Origin of the sequence: Cellulophaga omnivescoria (assembly GCF_027915275.1) — a bacterium.
Classification (GTDB): domain Bacteria; phylum Bacteroidota; class Bacteroidia; order Flavobacteriales; family Flavobacteriaceae; genus Cellulophaga; species Cellulophaga omnivescoria.
Genome location: NZ_CP115819.1, coordinates 427,102 through 445,229, shown reverse-complemented (window position 1 = coordinate 445,229; position 18,128 = coordinate 427,102). Strand labels below are relative to the sequence as shown.

Here is an 18,128-nt window from a genome sequence, read left to right as displayed (position 1 = left end):
ATATATATAAGTACTAGACAATAACTGAACAATGCACAATACGTTGTACGTTTTTAGACATTTGCACTAGATATTAATATGGCAACTACAAAAAATGGGCGGTTTTTAATAAAATAGACTTTCTATTAAAATGAAAGTGTAGGAGTAGGGAGAAAGGTTAATTTCGACTACGTAAATGTAAAGTAGATCAAAAATTTTGCTGTAAATAAAAAAACCTTGTAGAATTAATCTACAAGGTTTTTTTTAATATTTCTGTTTGTGACCGGGCTGGGGCTCGAACCCAGGACCCTCTCCTTAAAAGGGAGATGCTCTACCAACTGAGCTACCAGGTCATTATTCCAGCAAAATAGCGTACTGCTGTTTGCGGGTGCAAATATATAACCTTTATTTTATTCTGCAAGGGTTTTTGTCATAGAAAAATAGATAAATTACAACTTAATGCGTAACACCTTCAAAAAGAATAAATTATATTTAAAATAAGGCATAAAAAAAACCGAAAGTTTTAACTTTCGGTTTTTTATTTTTGTGACCGGGCTGGGGCTCGAACCCAGGACCCTCTCCTTAAAAGGGAGATGCTCTACCAACTGAGCTACCAGGTCATTATTCCAGCAAAACAGCGTATTGTTGTTTGCGGGTGCAAATATATGACCTTTATTTAATTTCACAAGGACTTTTATTAAATTTATTTTATTTTTTTTATTTCGGTATAAAATAGACCATCTTTGTATAAAAAAATAGATGCAAATAGTACTTGTTGGTTATATGGGAAGCGGAAAGTCTACAATAGGGAGAGAGCTTGCCAAGCGTTTGAAAATCAATTTTTTGGATTTAGATTCTTACATTGAAAAAAAGTATGAGATGTCTATTTCTGATATTTTTTCTACTAAAGGAGAAATATTTTTTAGAAAAGCGGAAATTTTATGTTTAAACGAAATTTTTGCAACAAATGATGATTTTGTGCTCTCTACAGGGGGCGGAACACCTTGTTATGGAGACAATATTAATGTTATGACTACTAATACTAGTAATGTTTTTTATTTAAATGTACCCATACCAGAACTTATAAAGAGATTGGTAAAAGAAAAGGCAGATAGACCTTTAATTGCAAGATTACCAGAAAACGAATTGCCAGAGTTTATAGGAGCACATTTGTTTGAGCGTAGTTATTTTTACACAAAAGCTCACCATACTATATTAGTACAGCAAAAGAAAGCCGCTGAAGTGGTAAATGATATTGTAGAAAAGTTAGTTTAAGTACACTGCATCATCATTATCTTTAAATTCTACCTCTATATGTTCTTGTAAAGATGTAGATAAAGATAATCCTTTATAATCTGCTTTTACTGGATATTTTTTATGGTTTCTGTTTACCAAAACAGCTGTTTTTAATTGGCGTAAGGGTACTTTTAAAAAATGAAATACACCGTATATTAAGGTTGTTCCAGAATTTAATACATCGTCTATTAAAACAACAGATTTATTAGTGTATTCTTCTTTAGAAATAGAAGTTGTAACTCCGCTATTTAAAGGGTTTTTTTTATTCATTTTTACAGTACACAATGTAATTTTAGCAGTGGTAATAGTTTCTAAAACAGAGCTAAGCTTTTTTGCAAATTTTAGTCCGCCACCTTCTATACCAGCAATTACAATCTCTGTTTCCTCTACGTTAGCCTCATAAATTTGGTAAGCAATACGCTTAATTTTATGCTGAATTTGGTTGTGAGATAATATTTTGTTCTGCATTGTGTATTGTAATTTTATATAGTCAAATATACTAAACACTTTTTAAGTGTTATTCTTCTTCGGTAGAATTTGTAGTTGTGTAATCATCAATTTCTCTACGGTCTTTTTTTGTAGGTCTTCCTGTGCCTTTTTTTCTATAGTAGTCCTTAGAATATTTAAGCAGCTCAGAGTGCTCAAAAGCTTCTTTTGGTGTAGTATCTTTACGGTACATATCTACTAATTTAGCACCAACTCTGTTGGGTGGTACATCTAAAATAGTAAACTGGTAATTTATTTGGTTTTTACGTACCGTTATTTTGTCCATAGGAAAAACATCTCTAGATGGTTTTACAGCTTTATCATTAACTTTAACGTGCCCTTTTTTACAGGCTTCAGTAGCAATATTTCTTGTTTTAAAATAGCGCGTACACCATAAATATTTGTCTATCCTCATATTAACTCCAAATTCTTTGTTAACTACTTCTGCAAAAATAGTGGAAAATTGTATCTTGCGGCTCATAAATTAGAATAGATGAAATTTAAGAACGTTTTTTTAATTGCTTTACTAGCCATTTTGGTATGGGCTTGCAATAGTGATGATAATGGCTTTACTATAGAGCCTCCAAAAGCATTAAGTGAAATAGTAGACCAAGATAAAGACTCTATAGTTAAATACTTAGAGACACACTTTTACAACTATGAAGATTTTCAAAATCCACCAGCAGATTTTGACTATAAAATTGTTTTAGGAGAAATTGAAGGAGAAAATGCAGATAAAACACCGTTAATTGATATGATGACGGCAGTTAAAACAACTGTACGCTCTGAAGAAATAGGATTAACTGACAATAAAGAAGTAGAGCATACTTATTATTACCTTGTAGCAAGACAAGGAGTAGGAGCACAGGCTAATACAGCAGACTCAACATATATACGTTATGAGGGGTTGTTATTAGATAATACTGTTTTTGATGCATCTACATCTACTCCTTTATGGTTACCATATACAGGTAGAATTCGTGGCTTTTCAGAAGCAGTACAACATTTAAAAGCAGGCAAGGCATTAACAGAAGATGATGTTAATCCTGATGGTACTTTTGAAATAAGTGATTATGGTGTAGGTATGATAATTTTTCCTTCTGCTTTGGGTTATTACAATAATGCTACTGGTTCTATACCTGCATATAGTCCATTAATTTTTAAAATTGACTTAGTTGCTGTAAATGAATCTGATCATGATAATGATGGTATACCGTCTTACTTAGAAGATTTAAATGGTAATGGTTATTTGTATGATGATAATACAGATAAAGCATCTGAGGATGGTTCTTCTTCAATATCTACCGTGGCTAACTTTTTAGATGATGATGATGATAACGATGGTATTTTAACTAGAGATGAAATTAGTGATGAGGATGGTAATATAATTTTGCCTTACCCAGATACAGACGGAGATGGTATTCCAAATTACTTAGACCCAGATAATTAATAGTATTATCAAGCTTTATAAATTTAAAAAGCCCTAGAAAGTAATTTCTAGGGCTTTTTTTTGGTTCTTGTTATTACCTAATAACTATGTTTTAAATTATAATTTTAAAGATAAACTTAAAATAAGTTGGTCTGGTCTAGTGTCTATTCTATCTTTTTCTACAGATGTAATATCTGCATTAATAATATCAACTTCATTATCACTAAAGCCCCTTTCGTACCTTAGGTCAACTCCTAATTTCCCTAAGTTAACACCTACGCCTACATTAAGACCTACGGTAAAGTCGTTTTCTACATCGCCAATAGTAATGCCGTCATAATCTGTATCTAAAATATACTGAAAAGCAGGACCAGCAAATACGTTTAAAGGGCCAATTACTTTTGCGCCAACTAAAACAGGTAAGTCTAGTTTTTGCATTTTAAAATCTTCTGCATAACCAGATTTTAAAGAGGTATATACCAATTCTGGTCTTAAATATAAGTTACCATCAGTTTGTGCAAAAATACCAAAGTGAAAACCTACATTTTTATCAGGATCATTATATGCATCTTTTGCAGAGTCATAATAATCTCCGTTACCACCATAGTTTAAACCTCCTTTAATACCAAAACCAGCATCAGTTTGGGCAAAAGTTGTTAAACTTGCCAAAGCCATTGTAATTACTAAAAGTGTTTTTTTCATTTTAAAAGTGTTTTTTAAACAGAAGAGAGTGACTGTAAAAAACAATCACTCTCAATATGTTATTAATTAATACGTAAGTTAAGTATCAAAAACGATACCATTTTCTTACTTGCGTTCTATTACTTTTAAAACGGCTTTTTCTATAGCTTTATTGTCTAAACCGTATTTTTCCATTAATTGTGCAGGAGTACCACTTTCTCCAAAAGTATCGTTAGTACCAATAAACTCTTGTGGAGTAGGTAGGCTAGTTACTAAAACACGAGCAACACTTTCACCCAAACCTCCTAAAACATTATGCTCCTCTGCAGTTACTATACACCCTGTTTTTTTAACAGAGTTAATAATAGCATTTGCATCTAATGGTTTTATAGTATGTATGTTAATTACTTCTGCAGATATACCTTGGCTTTCTAAGTTTTCTGCTGCAATTAATGCTTCCCATACCAAGTGGCCAGTTGCAACAATAGTAACATCTGTACCTTCTGTTAAATGTAGTGCTTTACCTATTTCAAATTTTTGATCTACTGGAGTAAAGTTAGCTACTTTTGGTCTTCCAAAACGTAGGTAAACAGGACCTTCATAATCAGCAATAGCAATAGTAGCTGCTTTTGTTTGGTTGTAATCACAAGGGTTAATAACTACCATTCCTGGTAACATTTTCATTAATCCTATGTCTTCTAAAATTTGGTGTGTTGCACCATCTTCACCTAAAGTAACACCAGCGTGCGAAGCACAAATTTTTACATTTTTACCAGAATATGCTATAGACTGGCGTATTTGGTCATAAACTCTTCCCGTAGAAAAGTTAGCAAAAGTACCAGTAAAAGGTATTTTACCACCAATAGTTAAACCAGCGGCTATCCCCATCATATTAGCTTCTGCAATACCTATTTGAAAGAATCTCTCTGGATTTTCTTCAATGAATTTATCCATTTTAAGAGAGCCAATTAAATCTGCACATAATGCAACAACGTTAGGATTTGATCTTCCTAATTCTGCTAAACCTGCACCAAAACCACTTCTAGTATCGTTTTTTCCTTGATCTGTGTATTTTTTCATATCCTTTATGATTTTTCTCTATAGTGTTAGAGAAGGTAGATTTAATTTTTATTAGTAGTCTCCTAAAGTTTCAGGGTTTTGTGCTAGTGCTGTCTCTAGTTGTTCATCACTAGGAGCTTTACCGTGCCAAGCGTGTGTGTGCATCATAAAATCTACACCATTACCCATTACAGTATGTAATAAAACACAAATTGGTTTTCCGTTACCTGTCATAGATTTAGCTTTTTTAAGTCCAGCTATTACTGCTTCAAGGTTGTTTCCTTCTTCAACATCTAAAACATCCCAGCCAAAAGCTTCAAATTTAGCTCTTACACTACCCATATTTAATACAGTGTCAGTAGAACCGTCAATTTGCTGGCCATTTAAATCTATAGTAGAAATTAAATTATCAACTTTGTTGGCAGAAGCATACATCATAGCTTCCCAATTTTGACCCTCTTGTAACTCACCATCACCGTGCAAACTATACACAATGTTGCTGTCTTTGTTTAGCTTTTTTGCAAGTGCTGCACCAATGGCTACAGACATTCCTTGTCCTAATGACCCAGATGCTATACGCACACCAGGTAAACCTTCATGTGTAGTTGGGTGTCCTTGTAATCTAGAATTAATTAGTCTAAAAGTGTTAAGCTCGTCTACTGGAAAGTATCCGCTACGTGCTAATACACTATAATAAACAGGAGAAATATGACCGTTAGATAAAAAGAAAAGGTCTTCGCCTTTACCATCCATGTCAAATCCTTCGTTTAGTTCCATTAATTCATTGTACAGGGCAACAAAAAATTCTGCACAACCCAAAGAACCACCTGGGTGGCCAGAGTTTACTTTGTGCACCATTCTTAAAATATCCCTTCTCACTTGCGTGGTCAAATCTTGTAATTCTTCCAGTCTTGGCATTTTATATGTTGTGTTAATTCGCGTGTAAAAATAAGTCCTATCTTTTGCGTGTACAAGGGTAGTTATTATAATTTATTAACTACTTTACTATTAATACACAACTTTATTTTTTTGTTAGCAATTTTTTGTAGATGAGTTGATTATATTTGCGGTCATAAATACTATAGTTTTTGAAATTTACATTAGAAAAAAAGGATCCGCAGAGTAAGGCACGTGCCGCTACAATGGTTACAGATCATGGTGTTATAGAAACACCTATTTTTATGCCAGTTGGTACAGTTGCGTCTGTAAAAGGGGTTCATCAGAGAGAATTAAAAGAAGAAATAAATCCAGATATTATTTTAGGAAATACATACCATTTGTATTTGCGTCCTAAACTAGATATACTTGAAGCAGCCGGTGGTTTGCATAAATTTATGGGCTGGGATCGTAATATTTTAACAGATAGTGGTGGTTACCAAGTATATTCTTTATCTGCAAATAGAAAAATAAAAGAAGAAGGTGTAAAGTTTAAATCTCATATAGATGGATCTTACCACTTTTTTACTCCAGAAAACGTAATGGAAATTCAGCGTACTATTGGCGCAGATATTATTATGGCTTTTGACGAGTGTACACCTTACCCTTGCGACTATAATTATGCAAAGCGCTCTATGCATATGACGCACCGTTGGTTAGACCGTTGTATGAACCACTTAGAAAAACTACCTTTTAAATACGGATACGAACAAACATTTTTTCCTATTGTACAGGGGTCTACATATAAAGACTTACGTAAGCAATCTGCAGAATACATTGCAAACGCAGGTGCAGAAGGTAATGCTATTGGTGGTTTGTCTGTAGGTGAGCCAGCTGAAGAAATGTACGCAATGACCGAGGTTGTTTGCGATATTTTACCAGAAGAAAAACCAAGATATTTAATGGGTGTTGGTACACCAATTAATATTTTAGAAAATATTGCTTTAGGTGTAGATATGTTTGACTGTGTAATGCCAACACGTAATGCACGTAACGGTATGTTATTTACGGCACACGGTACTATTAATATTAAAAATAAAAAGTGGGAAGCAGATTTTTCTCCTATTGATGAAATGGGAATTACATTTGTAGACACAGAGTATACAAAAGCTTATTTACGTCATTTATTTGCAGCTAATGAATATTTAGGTAAACAAATTGCGACCATACATAATTTAGGTTTTTATTTATGGTTGACTCGTGAAGCTAGAAAGCATATTATTGCCGGAGATTTTATAGAATGGAAAAATATGATGGTAAAACAAATGGATAAAAGATTGTAATAGTTGAGTATACTAGATAAATACATATTAAAACGCTACCTGCTTACCTTTGCGGTAATGCTATTGTTATTTGTGCCAATTGGTGTAATGCTAGATTTGGCAGAAAAAATAGCAAAAATGGTGCGTAATGAGGCGCCAACCTTAGAGATTTTAGAGTATTACATGAACTTTATTATCTATATAGGTAGTTTGTTATTTCCTATATTTTTGTTTTTATCTATCATCTTTTTTACATCTAAACTCGCCTCAAATACAGAAATTGTAGCAATATTAAGTTCTGGTGTCTCTTTTGGTAGGTTTTTAAGGCCTTATTTTATGGGTGCTACCATTATTGCAATACTAATGTTTGTAATGGCAATGTTTATTGTTCCCAAAGCCAGTTTAGACTATCATGAGTTTATATTTAAATACCTTAAAAAAGGTAAAAAGTTTCAGGAGACAACTAACATATATAATCAATTAAACGAAAACGAGTTTTTATATATTAGTAGTTTTGACCCTAACAGGCAACTTGGTAGTAATTTTGTATTAGAACATTTTGATAATGATGATAAATTAGCATACAAACTTACTGCATCTAGTATAAGGTGGATACCTAAAGATACTCTGTATAGATTAACAGGATATACTTCTAGGACTATAAAAGGTAAGGTAGAGGTAGTTGAAAAAAAGAGTAGGTTAGACACTATTTTAAATTTTAAAATAGATGATTTAACTCCTGTAAGTTATGTAGCAGAAACTAAAAATATTTTTGAATTAAATAAGTTTATTGAAGATCAGCGTAAAAAAGGGGCATCTAATATAAACACCTATGTAATGGCTAAGTACAAACGTTGGGCTTTGCCAGTTAGTGCTTTTATATTAACACTAATTGCAGTATCTGTTTCTTCAATAAAACGTAGAGGTGGTATGGGAGTTAACTTAGCTTTTGGAATTGTAATTGCCTTTGTTTACATATTTTTTGATAGAATTTTTGCTATTCTTGCAGAAAAGGCTGGTTTGTCACCCTTAATAGCAATCATAGTTCCTAACGCAATATTTGCAATCATTGGCTTATACTTGTTAAAAAATGCTAAGCGATAAATTTAAAAATTACCTGCACTTACATTTTATAGTATTTGTTTGGGGCTTTACAGCTGTTTTAGGTAAGTTAATAACTATAGATGCCTTACCGTTGGTATGGTATCGTATGTTTTTTGCAGCTCTTTTTGTGCTACTATTTATATTTGTACGTAAGAACAAATTAAAAGTTAGTCGCAAAACTTTATTGTTACTACTTGGTACTGGTGTAATAATAGCCTTGCATTGGGTAACTTTTTTTTCCTCTATAAAGGTGTCTAATGTCTCTGTAACCTTAGCAACCATATCATCTGGAGCATTTTTTGCAGCCATATTAGAACCAATTTGGTACAAACGCAAGGTTATTTGGTATGAGATTATTTTTGGACTTATAGTTATTGGCGGTTTAGGACTAATATTTAATATTGATGCATCATACAAAGAAGGTATTGTACTAGCATTAATTTCAGCATTTTTAGCAACAATATTTTCTTTAATTAATGGTAAGCTTATAAAAGAGCAGAAACCTTCAATTATTTCTTTTTATGAGCTTGGTGCGGGTGTAGTGTTTTTATCAATTTATATGCTTTTTCAGGGTAATTTAGGGCAAATAAATTTTCAACTATCAGTGTCAGATTGGATTTACATTCTAATACTAGCATCATTTTGTACTGCATATGCCTTTATTGCATCGGTTAAAATAATGAAATTTTTAAGTCCGTATACCGTAATGTTAACTACAAACCTAGAGCCTGTTTATGGCATTTTATTAGCATTTATAATTTTTGGAGATAGTGAAAAAATGGATCCTATGTTTTATTTAGGAGCATTTATTATTTTGATAACAGTAATTGCAAATGGCATTTTAAAAAACAGAACAGCTAAAAAAAAAATTAAAAGCAGCTAATAAACAAGTTGTTGTTTAACTTTTTTAGGTTATAAACTATCTTTGTTGATATCTACCAAAGTTTATTGCTGCTAATTTTATGGATTACATTATTTTTGCCTCAAAGTAAAAAAGTATGAGTTCATCTAATAGCGAAAGGTATAACCAAAGAGGAGTTTCTGCATCTAAAGAAGATGTGCATAATGCCATTAAAAATATAGATAAAGGTCTTTTTCCTAAAGCATTTTGTAAAATTGTTCCAGATTACTTAACTGGCGATAAAGAGCACTGCTTGGTAATGCACGCAGATGGTGCAGGTACAAAATCTTCTTTAGCCTATATGTATTGGAAAGAAACAGGAGATATTTCTGTTTGGAAAGGCATAGCGCAAGATGCTTTAATAATGAATATTGATGACCTTATATGTGTTGGTGCAACAGATAATATAATGTTGTCTTCTACCATAGGAAGAAATAAAAACTTAATTCCGGGTGAGGTTTTGTCTGCTATTATTAATGGTACAGAAGAACTTATAAATGATTTAAAAAATCACGGAATTGTAATACATTCTACTGGTGGAGAAACTGCAGATGTAGGCGATTTGGTACGTACTATAATTGTAGATTCTACCGTAACAGCAAGACTTAATAAAAAAGATGTTATAGATAATGCCAATATTAAAGATGGTGATGTTATTGTAGGTCTTGAGTCTTTTGGACAAGCAACTTATGAAACCGAGTATAATGGTGGTATGGGAAGTAACGGACTTACCTCTGCAAGACACGATGTGTTTTCTAAATACTTAGCAGAAAAATACCCAGAAAGTTTTGATGCTGCTGTACCTGAAGATTTGGTATATTCTGGCGCTGTTAAATTAACAGATACTGTAGAAAACTCTCCTATAGATGCCGGTAAATTGGTATTGTCGCCAACTAGAACTTATGCACCTATTATTAAAAAAATATTAGAAAAGTATAATGCTACAGACATACATGGTATGGTGCATTGTAGTGGAGGAGCACAAACAAAAATTTTACACTTTGTAGACAATTTACATATTGTAAAAGACAACCTTTTTCCTGTGCCACCTTTATTTAAATTAATACAAGAACAGTCTAAAACAGATTGGAAAGAAATGTACCAAGTTTTTAACTGCGGTCACCGTATGGAATTGTACGTAAACCCAGCTGTAGCAGAAGATTTAATTGCTATTTCTAAAAGTTTTGGTGTAGATGCTAAAATAGTTGGTAAAGTAAAGGCTAGTGCAACTAAAAAATTGACTATTACTAGTGAGTATGGAACTTTTGAGTACTAACTAACAACAATTTTTACCTTTTAACCGTTGTACTTATAAAACAACTAATTATGGAAAGAAAACAGTTTTTAAGAACCTTAGGTGCAGGTGCGGCTTTTGCTTTAACGTTTCCTTGTTTAGGTGGGTGTTCTAGTGATAGTGATGGTAATGAAGGTGATAAGAAAGAAATACCAACAGGTGTAGATTTTACTGTAGATTTAGAATCAGATGAAGCATCTAATCTGCAAACAAATGGCGGTTTTATTTTAAAGAATGATGTTGTAGTGGTTAAAAATTTAGAAGGTGAGTTTGTAGCTGCTACTCAAATTTGTAGTCATGAAAATTATGACCAAGTACGTTTTGCAAATGTAGATGGAGGTATATTTTATTGTGATGTTCACGGTTCTAGATTTAGTCAAACTGGTGAACCGTTAAACCAAGTAGATAGTAAAGCGGCAAAACCATTAAAAGTGTACCAAACAACCCTAACAGGTTCTACGTTACGTGTATTTGAATAGTTACCAGTATTTTGAGGCTTAAAATAATATGAAAAATTTAATTTTAGCATTATTTGTTTTCTGTACATATACTATTACGGCACAGGAGTGGAGTAGTAGTTTTAACAGTGCAGTAGAAAAAGCCCAAAAAGAAAATAAATTGGTTTTATTGGTTTTTTCGGGGTCAGACTGGTGTGCACCTTGCATAAAGCTAGATGCCGAGATTTGGCAATCATCAGAATTTAAAGAATACGCAAAAAAAAGCTTAGTTCTTTACAAAGCAGACTTTCCTAGAAAAAAGAAAAATAAACTTTCTAAAGCTTTAAGCTTAGCAAACAAAGAGTTAGCAGATACGTATAATCAGCAAGGATATTTTCCGTTGGTTGTGTTGTTAGATGGCAATAAAAATATTTTAGAAAAATCGGGATATAAAAACATTTCTCCTTCAAAATATATAGCGCATTTAACTACTTTTGTTAAGTGAAAAAAATAATATTCCCCCTGTTTTGTTTTTTTGTATTGCTTACAGTTGCACAAGAAAAACACATAACTGCCCACAGAACTGTAAAATTAATGGGCAATAGATTTGATTTTACCATTGTTGCTAAAGAAACAGCAACAGCAAACACTTATATAGATGAATGTATTGCAGAGGTAAAACGAATAGAAAAAATAATATCTTCATGGGATGCAGAGTCCCAAACTACACAAGTAAATAAAAACGCAGGTATTGCCCCTGTAAAAGTTGCTCCAGAACTTTTTGGATTGGTAGAGCGTGCCATACAAATATCTAAAGTAACAGATGGAGCTTTTGATATTACATACGCTGCTTTAGATAATGTTTGGAAATTTAATATAAATATGGAGTATTTGCCTACAGATACTCAGGTTGCAAACTCAATTGCAAATGTAGGTTACCATAATATTGTTTTAGATAAAGAGCAACAAACTATTTATTTACCTAAAAAAGGAATGAAAATTGGCTTTGGAGCCATAGGTAAAGGTTTTGCGGCAGATAAAGTAAAGGAATTAATGGTAAGCAAAGGTGTAGTTGGTGGTATTATAAATGCATCTGGAGATTTAACCACATGGGGAACACAAGTTAGTGGCAAAAAATGGCTTGTAGGTATTAGTAACCCTTTAGATGCAAAAAAAGTATTTTCTTGGTTACCAATTGTAGATTCTTCGGTAGCCACGTCTGGCAATTATGAAAAATACATCATTTTTAAAGGAGAAAAATACTCCCACATTATAGATCCAAGAACAGGTTGGCCTTCTAAAGGCGTAAAAAGTGTTTCCATTTTTGCAAAAAAAGCAGAATTGTGTGATGCACTTGCAACATCAATATTTGTAATGGGAGTAGAAACTGGTATGTCTGTTATAGAACAACTAAATGGGGTAGAGGTTATTATTGTAGATAAAAACAACCAAATACATAAAAGTAAAGGCATTACCTTTCAAAATAATTACTAATTTTAGACTATGAGAAATTTAATACTTCTTTTTGGTTTAATAATAACCGCTACATCTTGTGTTACCGTAAAAGGTTATGATAAGGTTTACCTTAATGATGAAGAAATGACCCTTTCAGCAAAAAACATAGAACGTTATGAAACCAATTTTCAGGTGTATAGAGAGTCTGCTTCTGGTGCTAACGGTGGTAAAACAGGCGGTGGCTGTGGCTGCAATTAAAAATAAAATAATGCAAAAGGTTTTTCTGCTATTAACGTTGTTATTTTCTGTTCTTATTTACGCACAAGAAGAAGCTACTTATACCAAACGTGTACTAGAAGATACAGAGGTAGATTTACTTTTTAGTTATTATGACCAAGATGGTAAAAATGCAGCAGTAACTGGCGGCGAGGGAACACAAGAGCTAACAGACGTTACATCTACCATTGTTGTAAAAATGCCCTTAAATAATGATGATGTACTAACTGTGGATGTTGGTATTTCTGCGTACACCTCTGCTTCATCTAGCAATGTAAACCCTTTTGATGGTGATATAACAAAAAGAACAAGTCCTTTTAACGCATCGTCTGGAGCATCAAAAAGTGATAAATTAATACATATTAAAGCCAATTACGAACATAGCTCTAAAGACAGAAACAATATTATAGGAGCAAGTTTGTATGCAGCTAATGAGTATGACTATAGTTCTCTTGGTTTGGGAATAAATTATGCCTATTTATTTAATGAAAAAAACACAGAACTATCTATATCTGGGCAGGTATATTTTGATACTTGGAAACCGCAATATCCGGTAGAATTAAGAGATGGTTTTTTTGATAGTAGAGTTACAGGTAACGGAACATACAGCCCTAATTTTACAGCATTTACAGGTAAAAACAGAAACACATATGCTGTTTCTTTAGGCTTGTCACAAATACTGGGTAAAAAAGTACAAGGATCAATATTTGCAGATGTTATTGTGCAAAGCGGATTGTTAAGCACTCCTTTTCAGCGTGTGTATTTTGGAGACGTAAACAATTTTTATATTGATGATTTTCAACTAGCTGATGATGTAGAAATTTTACCAGACAATAGAGTTAAAATTCCAATAGGAGGTCGTTTAAATTATTATGTAAACGATGCTTTAGTGGTACGTACATATTACCGTTATTATGCAGATGATTGGGGAATTAATTCTAACACAGCAAGTATAGAGCTGCCTATTAAGCTAAATACAGTTTTTACTGTATACCCAACCTATAGATTTTATAACCAAACTGCCGCAGATTATTTTTACAAAAAAGAAGAAGCTGTTTCTACTTTAGATTATTACACATCTGATTATGATTTAAGTAAGTTTATAGCTCACCAATATGGCGCAGGGTTACGCTACAAAGATATTTTTGCAAAACAACGTATTTTAGGCTTTGGTTTAAAAGCTTTAGATGTAAGAGGAACAATGTATAACAGAGATAACGGTTTAGACTCTTTTATTGTTAGTTTAGGAGCAACATTTGTTAATGTTAACTAATAATTAGCTCTTTTTTCTTGTGATGACAGTTTTGTTGTTTATAAATCTTTAAAAATATCGTAAATTCGCAATCCAAGCGAAGCACGGATTATGATTGACAAATTAAATATAGTAAAACAACGTTTTGATGAGGTATCGGATTTAATTATCCAGCCAGATATTATATCAGATCAAAAGCGCTATGTAGAGCTCAATAGAGAATACAAAGATCTTAAAAAGTTGTGTGACAAAAGAGAACTTTATCTAGAGTACACCAACAATATAGAGGAAGCTAACGAAATTATTGCAGACGGTAGTGATGCAGAAATGGTAGAGATGGCAAAAATGCAGCTTGAAGAAGCCAAAGCAGGTTTACCACCGTTAGAAGAAGAAATTAAACTATTACTAATACCAAAAGACCCAGAAGATTCTAAAAATGTTGTGGTAGAGGTTAGAGCAGGTACTGGTGGAGATGAAGCTAGTATTTTTGCAGGTGATTTGTTTAGAATGTACACTAAGTATTGTGAGTCTAAAGGTTGGAAAACTAACGTTATAGATTTAAGTGAAGGTACTAGTGGCGGTTATAAAGAAATTCAGTTTGAAGTTACTGGAGATGAAGTATACGGAACATTAAAGTTTGAAGCTGGTGTACACCGTGTACAACGAGTACCACAAACCGAAACTCAAGGAAGAGTGCATACAAGTGCGGCAACAGTAATGGTATTACCAGAAGCAGAAGATTTTGATGTACAAATAGATCCTAAAGATGTACGTATAGATTTCTTTTGTTCATCTGGTCCAGGTGGGCAGTCTGTAAACACAACATATTCTGCCGTACGTTTAACTCACGTACCAACAGGTTTAGTTGCACAGTGTCAGGATCAAAAATCGCAACATAAAAACAAAGAAAAGGCATTTAGAGTATTACGTTCTAGATTATATGATTTAGAATTGGCTAAAAAGCAAGAAGAAGATGCTGCTAAACGTAACTCACAAGTTAGTAGTGGAGACCGTTCTGCAAAAATTAGAACCTATAACTACCCACAAGGTAGAGTTACGGATCATAGAATTGGGCTAACTCTTTACGATTTGCAGAATATTATAAATGGTGATATTCAAAAAATTATTGATGAATTAAGACTTGTTGAAAATACAGAGAAACTAAAAGAAGCATCTGAAATTTTCTAGTAAAACATAATTCTAAAAAAAGAAGAGATTTTGTAAGTTGATATATTGATGAATGAAGAAGTTCTGATTCAAAAAAAATCAATTGCAAAATCTTTTTTTATACACTTAAGTCAAAAAATAATACACAAATGACAACAGAACAGTTAGTAGCGCAAATACACAAGAAAAAGTCTTTTTTATGTATAGGTTTAGATGTAGACATAACTAAAATTCCGGAACATTTATTAAAGGAAGAAGATCCTATTTTTGCCTTTAATAAAGACATTATAGACGCTACCCACCATTTATGTGTAGCTTATAAACCTAATACCGCTTTTTATGAAGCATATGGTATAAAAGGTTGGATGGCTTTAGAAAAAACAATTAAATACCTAAACACCAATTATCCAGAAATATTTACAATAGCAGATGCTAAACGCGGGGATATTGGTAATACATCTACAATGTATGCTAAAGCATTTTTTGAGGATTTAGCATTTGATTCTGTTACTATTGCGCCATATATGGGAAAAGACTCTGTAGAGCCTTTTTTAGCCTTTAAAAACAAGCATACTATACTTTTAGCCTTAACATCTAATGCTGGTGCTTTTGATTACCAAACAAAACTTGTAGATGGTAAAGAGTTGTATAAGCAAGTTTTAGAAACATCTAAAACGTATAAAGGAGCAGAAAACTTAATGTATGTTGTAGGAGCAACAAAAGCAGAGTATTTGTCTGAAATTAGACAAATAATACCAAATAGCTTTTTGTTAGTGCCAGGAGTAGGAGCCCAAGGAGGTAACCTTGCAGATGTTTGTAAATATGGGATGAGTAGTAATGTAGGTTTACTAATAAACTCATCTAGGGGTATAATATATGCAAGCAGCAATTTAGATTTTGCTAAAGCCGCAGCAGAAAAAGCATTAGAGTTACAAGAACAAATGCAAGTAGAACTAGAAAAACTATACTAGTTTTTCTAAAGTTTTTCTAGTTTTAGTTGCTTTAACCTGTAAAAACTCGGCTAATTTAGTGTTGCTGTTTCCTATTTGTGCAGCCATCTCAATAAAAGAGTTGTATCTGCGTTCTAATAAAGAAATCATATTTTCTTCGTTAGTTAAAGGAGTAGTTGTGCCTACTTTGCAATATTGATTTTTCATAGCTAATGTTTTGTTCTTTACAAAGATACGTTTCAAATTGTGGTTTTGGTTCACTAATAAAGTGGTGTATGGCTAATAAATTGGTAATTTATCTTTTTTTTAACTTTAATTACTGAAAATCCTAACATTGTGATACAAACAATACATATAATTCATATTTTTACGCACTTATTACGTCATCAATCAATACAAAAATATATTGCTTAACTACACAACTTATAGACATAAAACTTCAAAAAAATGGGTTACGTTTATACACGGAGCAGGAGGTAGTTCTTCAATCTGGTTTAAACAAGTAAGAGCATTTAAAAGCAAGTTTAATATTCTACTAATTGACCTTAGAGGACACGGCGGGTCTAAACATAGTTTTAAAGATGTGTACGACAAAAAATACACCTTTAATTTTTTAACTGAAGATATTGTTCAGGTTTTAGAATTTGAAAAAGTTGATAAATCGCACTTTATAGGTATTTCTTTAGGAACCATTTTAATTAGAAATCTTGCAGAAAACTATCCAGATAGGGTAGAGAGTATGGTTTTGGGTGGAGCCATATTAAAGCTAAACTTTAGATCACAGGTTTTAATGCGTTTAGGAACCATTTTTAAGTCTGTGGTACCTTATTTATGGTTGTACAAGTTTTTTGCTTTTGTAATTATGCCAAATAAGAACCATAAAGAATCTAGATCTCTTTTTGTACGTGAAGCTAAAAAATTATATCAAAAGGAATTTATACGCTGGTTTAAGTTAACTGCTGATATAAACCCATTATTGCGTTTTTTTAGAACTAAAGATATTAAGATACCTGCTTTGTATATTATGGGGCAAGAAGATTATATGTTTTTACCTTCTATAAAAAAAGTTGTAAAACAACATACAGCTTCAGAATTGGTAGTTATAGAAGATTGCGGACACGTTGTAAATGTAGAACAGCCAGACATTTTTAACGAGAAAGTGATAAATTATATAGCATCGTTTTAAATACAAACTATTACAAAAAATAAAAACCGGTGCTCCCACCGGTTTTAAACTAACTAACTCAAAAAAATACTAACTCAATTTTTTTACAAAAATCGAAAATTTTGTAATATCCACGGTTAACTAAACATTAATAATAAGTTAGATAACTCGTTTCATATTTACATAACGTCCTTATTTTTAGATTATTGTAAAGTTGTAATAAAAATTAGTAATATTTTTAATCTTGTAAGGCAAATACTTTCTTAAGAAGATCTGTAGACCTAGAAGATACTTTATTTCTTATTTCTTTTTCTTCAACAGCAATCATAGTAAAAACACCTTCTAACGCCTGTTGTGTAACGTAATCTGTTAAATCTGGATTAACAGGTTGTACCAGGGGAATGTTGTTGTATTTAGTAATTAACTGCGTCCAAATTTTATCTGCGCCAACTTTAGAAAAAGAGTTTTTAATTACAGGATTAAATTTGTTATAAAGTGCAGTTTCTGTATTTGCAGTTAAATATTGTGTAGCAGCATTGTCTGCACCAACTAAAATATTTTTAGCGTCTGTAAAACTCATATTTGTAATAGCATTTACAAAAATAGGAGTAGCTTCGCCTACAGCATCTTCTGCAGCTCTGTTAATAGCTTTTAAACCTTCATCTGCTAAGTTGCCTAATCCAATTTTACGCAAAGTGTTGTCTACTTTTTGTAATTCTTCTGGTAATAAAATTTTTACCAGTTCATTTTTATAGTAGCCATCTTCTAATGTAAGTTTACTAACTTGCTTTTGTACACCTTGGTTAAGAGCAGCTGTTAGGCCATTAGCAATTTCTTGGTTGCTTAACACCGCGCCGCTTTGTGGTAATTGATTTACTACTTGTTGTAACTCTGCACAACTAACTAAGTTAAATAGAACAATTACCAAAAGTAATTTTTTCATAATATAAATGGTTTGTGTTTGTAATGTACCTTTTTTAGGTACTGCAAAAGTACTAA

General features: G+C 32.4%; 21 protein-coding genes and 2 tRNA genes. 14 read left to right on the top strand and 9 right to left on the bottom strand.

Translation table 11 applies throughout. The annotated features are described in order from the left end of the window. Positions 1 to 259 precede the first annotated feature (259 nt). Together PBN93_RS02045 and PBN93_RS02040 are read right to left on the bottom strand one after the other, a co-directional pair. A tRNA-Lys gene (locus tag PBN93_RS02045) sits at positions 260 to 332 on the bottom strand. 194 nt (positions 333 to 526) lie between these two features. Beyond that, positions 527 to 599, bottom strand: a tRNA-Lys gene (locus tag PBN93_RS02040). A 139-nt stretch (positions 600 to 738) separates the two neighbouring features. Between PBN93_RS02040 and PBN93_RS02035 the strand changes: the two genes are divergently transcribed. Then, a complete protein-coding gene (locus PBN93_RS02035) occupies positions 739 to 1,254 on the top strand; it encodes a shikimate kinase (protein WP_077400338.1) in 516 nt (171 codons plus the stop codon). On the opposite strand, the gene PBN93_RS02030 is transcribed toward PBN93_RS02035, so the two are convergent. Beyond that, positions 1,246 to 1,743: a phosphoribosyltransferase family protein gene (locus PBN93_RS02030; RefSeq protein WP_271081305.1), complete on the bottom strand. Its 498-nt coding sequence runs from the start codon at positions 1,741 to 1,743 to the stop codon at positions 1,246 to 1,248. The two genes, PBN93_RS02035 and PBN93_RS02030, sit on opposite strands and share 9 nt — an antisense overlap. Positions 1,744 to 1,792: 49 nt before the next feature. Continuing rightward, positions 1,793 to 2,176, bottom strand: a complete 384-nt coding sequence (locus PBN93_RS02025; RefSeq protein ID WP_077400486.1) for an RNA-binding S4 domain-containing protein — start codon at positions 2,174 to 2,176, stop codon at positions 1,793 to 1,795. Positions 2,177 to 2,254: 78 nt separating this feature from the next. Here PBN93_RS02025 and PBN93_RS02020 point away from each other — a divergent pair, with 78 nt between their 5' ends. Further along, positions 2,255 to 3,211 (top strand): FKBP-type peptidyl-prolyl cis-trans isomerase, encoded by a 957-nt coding sequence (locus PBN93_RS02020; RefSeq protein WP_077400344.1) that lies wholly within the window; start codon positions 2,255 to 2,257, stop codon positions 3,209 to 3,211. Positions 3,212 to 3,307: 96 nt separating this feature from the next. Here the strand turns inward: PBN93_RS02020 and PBN93_RS02015 are convergent, their stop codons facing one another. The 3 genes from PBN93_RS02015 to PBN93_RS02005 all read right to left on the bottom strand — a co-directional run bounded on the left by PBN93_RS02015 (position 3,308) and on the right by PBN93_RS02005 (position 5,848). After that, positions 3,308 to 3,892 (bottom strand): porin family protein, encoded by a 585-nt coding sequence (locus tag PBN93_RS02015; protein ID WP_077400347.1) that lies wholly within the window; start codon positions 3,890 to 3,892, stop codon positions 3,308 to 3,310. A 105-nt stretch (positions 3,893 to 3,997) separates the two neighbouring features. Next, entirely contained in the window at positions 3,998 to 4,951 is a 954-nt protein-coding gene (locus PBN93_RS02010; protein ID WP_271081304.1) for a transketolase family protein, read from the bottom strand. Between the two features lie 51 nt (positions 4,952 to 5,002). After that, positions 5,003 to 5,848, bottom strand: coding sequence for a transketolase (locus PBN93_RS02005; RefSeq protein WP_077400353.1), 846 nt, complete (start codon positions 5,846 to 5,848; stop codon positions 5,003 to 5,005). 170 nt (positions 5,849 to 6,018) lie between these two features. Here PBN93_RS02005 and tgt point away from each other — a divergent pair, with 170 nt between their 5' ends. The 11 genes from tgt to pyrF all read left to right on the top strand — a co-directional run bounded on the left by tgt (position 6,019) and on the right by pyrF (position 15,985). Further along, positions 6,019 to 7,149 carry a tRNA guanosine(34) transglycosylase Tgt gene (gene tgt / locus PBN93_RS02000; RefSeq protein ID WP_077400356.1) on the top strand — a complete coding sequence of 377 codons (1,131 nt, stop codon included), beginning with the start codon at positions 6,019 to 6,021 and terminating at the stop codon, positions 7,147 to 7,149. A 3-nt stretch (positions 7,150 to 7,152) separates the two neighbouring features. Beyond that, on the top strand, positions 7,153 to 8,232 hold the full coding sequence (locus PBN93_RS01995; protein ID WP_077400359.1) for an LptF/LptG family permease: 1,080 nt from the start codon (positions 7,153 to 7,155) through the stop codon (positions 8,230 to 8,232). After that, a complete protein-coding gene (locus tag PBN93_RS01990; RefSeq protein WP_077400362.1) occupies positions 8,219 to 9,115 on the top strand; it encodes a DMT family transporter in 897 nt (298 codons plus the stop codon). Before PBN93_RS01995 ends, PBN93_RS01990 begins: the two co-directional genes overlap by 14 nt. Before the next feature lie 115 nt (positions 9,116 to 9,230). Next, complete coding sequence (locus PBN93_RS01985) at positions 9,231 to 10,409, top strand: AIR synthase related protein (protein WP_077400365.1); 1,179 nt, start codon at positions 9,231 to 9,233, stop codon at positions 10,407 to 10,409. Positions 10,410 to 10,459: 50 nt separating this feature from the next. After that, complete coding sequence (locus PBN93_RS01980) at positions 10,460 to 10,906, top strand: QcrA and Rieske domain-containing protein (RefSeq protein WP_271081303.1); 447 nt, start codon at positions 10,460 to 10,462, stop codon at positions 10,904 to 10,906. 28 nt (positions 10,907 to 10,934) lie between these two features. Further along, positions 10,935 to 11,369: a thioredoxin family protein gene (locus tag PBN93_RS01975; RefSeq protein WP_077400371.1), complete on the top strand. Its 435-nt coding sequence runs from the start codon at positions 10,935 to 10,937 to the stop codon at positions 11,367 to 11,369. Further along, positions 11,366 to 12,358, top strand: coding sequence for an FAD:protein FMN transferase (locus PBN93_RS01970; protein ID WP_271081302.1), 993 nt, complete (start codon positions 11,366 to 11,368; stop codon positions 12,356 to 12,358). Before PBN93_RS01975 ends, PBN93_RS01970 begins: the two co-directional genes overlap by 4 nt. A gap of 9 nt (positions 12,359 to 12,367) precedes the next feature. Beyond that, positions 12,368 to 12,577, top strand: a complete 210-nt coding sequence (locus PBN93_RS01965) for a DUF4266 domain-containing protein (RefSeq protein WP_271081301.1) — start codon at positions 12,368 to 12,370, stop codon at positions 12,575 to 12,577. A gap of 10 nt (positions 12,578 to 12,587) precedes the next feature. Further along, positions 12,588 to 13,868, top strand: a complete 1,281-nt coding sequence (locus PBN93_RS01960) for a DUF3570 domain-containing protein (protein ID WP_271081300.1) — start codon at positions 12,588 to 12,590, stop codon at positions 13,866 to 13,868. A gap of 90 nt (positions 13,869 to 13,958) precedes the next feature. Continuing rightward, positions 13,959 to 15,035, top strand: coding sequence for a peptide chain release factor 1 (prfA, locus tag PBN93_RS01955; protein WP_077400380.1), 1,077 nt, complete (start codon positions 13,959 to 13,961; stop codon positions 15,033 to 15,035). Between the two features lie 128 nt (positions 15,036 to 15,163). Then, positions 15,164 to 15,985 (top strand): orotidine-5'-phosphate decarboxylase, encoded by an 822-nt coding sequence (pyrF, locus tag PBN93_RS01950; RefSeq protein ID WP_077400383.1) that lies wholly within the window; start codon positions 15,164 to 15,166, stop codon positions 15,983 to 15,985. On the opposite strand, the gene PBN93_RS01945 is transcribed toward pyrF, so the two are convergent. Continuing rightward, a complete protein-coding gene (locus tag PBN93_RS01945; RefSeq protein ID WP_077400492.1) occupies positions 15,977 to 16,171 on the bottom strand; it encodes a hypothetical protein in 195 nt (64 codons plus the stop codon). The genes pyrF and PBN93_RS01945 overlap by 9 nt on opposite strands. 199 nt (positions 16,172 to 16,370) lie before the next feature. Here PBN93_RS01945 and PBN93_RS01940 point away from each other — a divergent pair, with 199 nt between their 5' ends. Then, entirely contained in the window at positions 16,371 to 17,150 is a 780-nt protein-coding gene (locus tag PBN93_RS01940) for an alpha/beta fold hydrolase (RefSeq protein WP_077400386.1), read from the top strand. A gap of 217 nt (positions 17,151 to 17,367) precedes the next feature. On the opposite strand, the gene PBN93_RS01935 is transcribed toward PBN93_RS01940, so the two are convergent. Continuing rightward, positions 17,368 to 18,072, bottom strand: a complete 705-nt coding sequence (locus PBN93_RS01935) for a DUF4197 domain-containing protein (RefSeq protein ID WP_271081299.1) — start codon at positions 18,070 to 18,072, stop codon at positions 17,368 to 17,370. Positions 18,073 to 18,128 lie beyond the last annotated feature (56 nt).

Coding starts and splice junctions, on each gene's coding strand:
- PBN93_RS02035 (WP_077400338.1), top strand. CDS start 739: ATGCAAATAGTACTTGTTGGTTATATGGGAAGCGGAAAGTCTACAATA.
- PBN93_RS02030 (WP_271081305.1), bottom strand. CDS start 1,743: ATGCAGAACAAAATATTATCTCACAACCAAATTCAGCATAAAATTAAG.
- PBN93_RS02025 (WP_077400486.1), bottom strand. CDS start 2,176: ATGAGGATAGACAAATATTTATGGTGTACGCGCTATTTTAAAACAAGA.
- PBN93_RS02020 (WP_077400344.1), top strand. CDS start 2,255: ATGAAATTTAAGAACGTTTTTTTAATTGCTTTACTAGCCATTTTGGTA.
- PBN93_RS02015 (WP_077400347.1), bottom strand. CDS start 3,892: ATGAAAAAAACACTTTTAGTAATTACAATGGCTTTGGCAAGTTTAACA.
- PBN93_RS02010 (WP_271081304.1), bottom strand. CDS start 4,951: ATGAAAAAATACACAGATCAAGGAAAAAACGATACTAGAAGTGGTTTT.
- PBN93_RS02005 (WP_077400353.1), bottom strand. CDS start 5,848: ATGCCAAGACTGGAAGAATTACAAGATTTGACCACGCAAGTGAGAAGG.
- PBN93_RS01990 (WP_077400362.1), top strand. CDS start 8,219: ATGCTAAGCGATAAATTTAAAAATTACCTGCACTTACATTTTATAGTA.
- PBN93_RS01985 (WP_077400365.1), top strand. CDS start 9,231: ATGAGTTCATCTAATAGCGAAAGGTATAACCAAAGAGGAGTTTCTGCA.
- PBN93_RS01980 (WP_271081303.1), top strand. CDS start 10,460: ATGGAAAGAAAACAGTTTTTAAGAACCTTAGGTGCAGGTGCGGCTTTT.
- PBN93_RS01975 (WP_077400371.1), top strand. CDS start 10,935: ATGAAAAATTTAATTTTAGCATTATTTGTTTTCTGTACATATACTATT.
- PBN93_RS01965 (WP_271081301.1), top strand. CDS start 12,368: ATGAGAAATTTAATACTTCTTTTTGGTTTAATAATAACCGCTACATCT.
- PBN93_RS01960 (WP_271081300.1), top strand. CDS start 12,588: ATGCAAAAGGTTTTTCTGCTATTAACGTTGTTATTTTCTGTTCTTATT.
- prfA (WP_077400380.1), top strand. CDS start 13,959: ATGATTGACAAATTAAATATAGTAAAACAACGTTTTGATGAGGTATCG.
- pyrF (WP_077400383.1), top strand. CDS start 15,164: ATGACAACAGAACAGTTAGTAGCGCAAATACACAAGAAAAAGTCTTTT.
- PBN93_RS01945 (WP_077400492.1), bottom strand. CDS start 16,171: ATGAAAAATCAATATTGCAAAGTAGGCACAACTACTCCTTTAACTAAC.
- PBN93_RS01935 (WP_271081299.1), bottom strand. CDS start 18,072: ATGAAAAAATTACTTTTGGTAATTGTTCTATTTAACTTAGTTAGTTGT.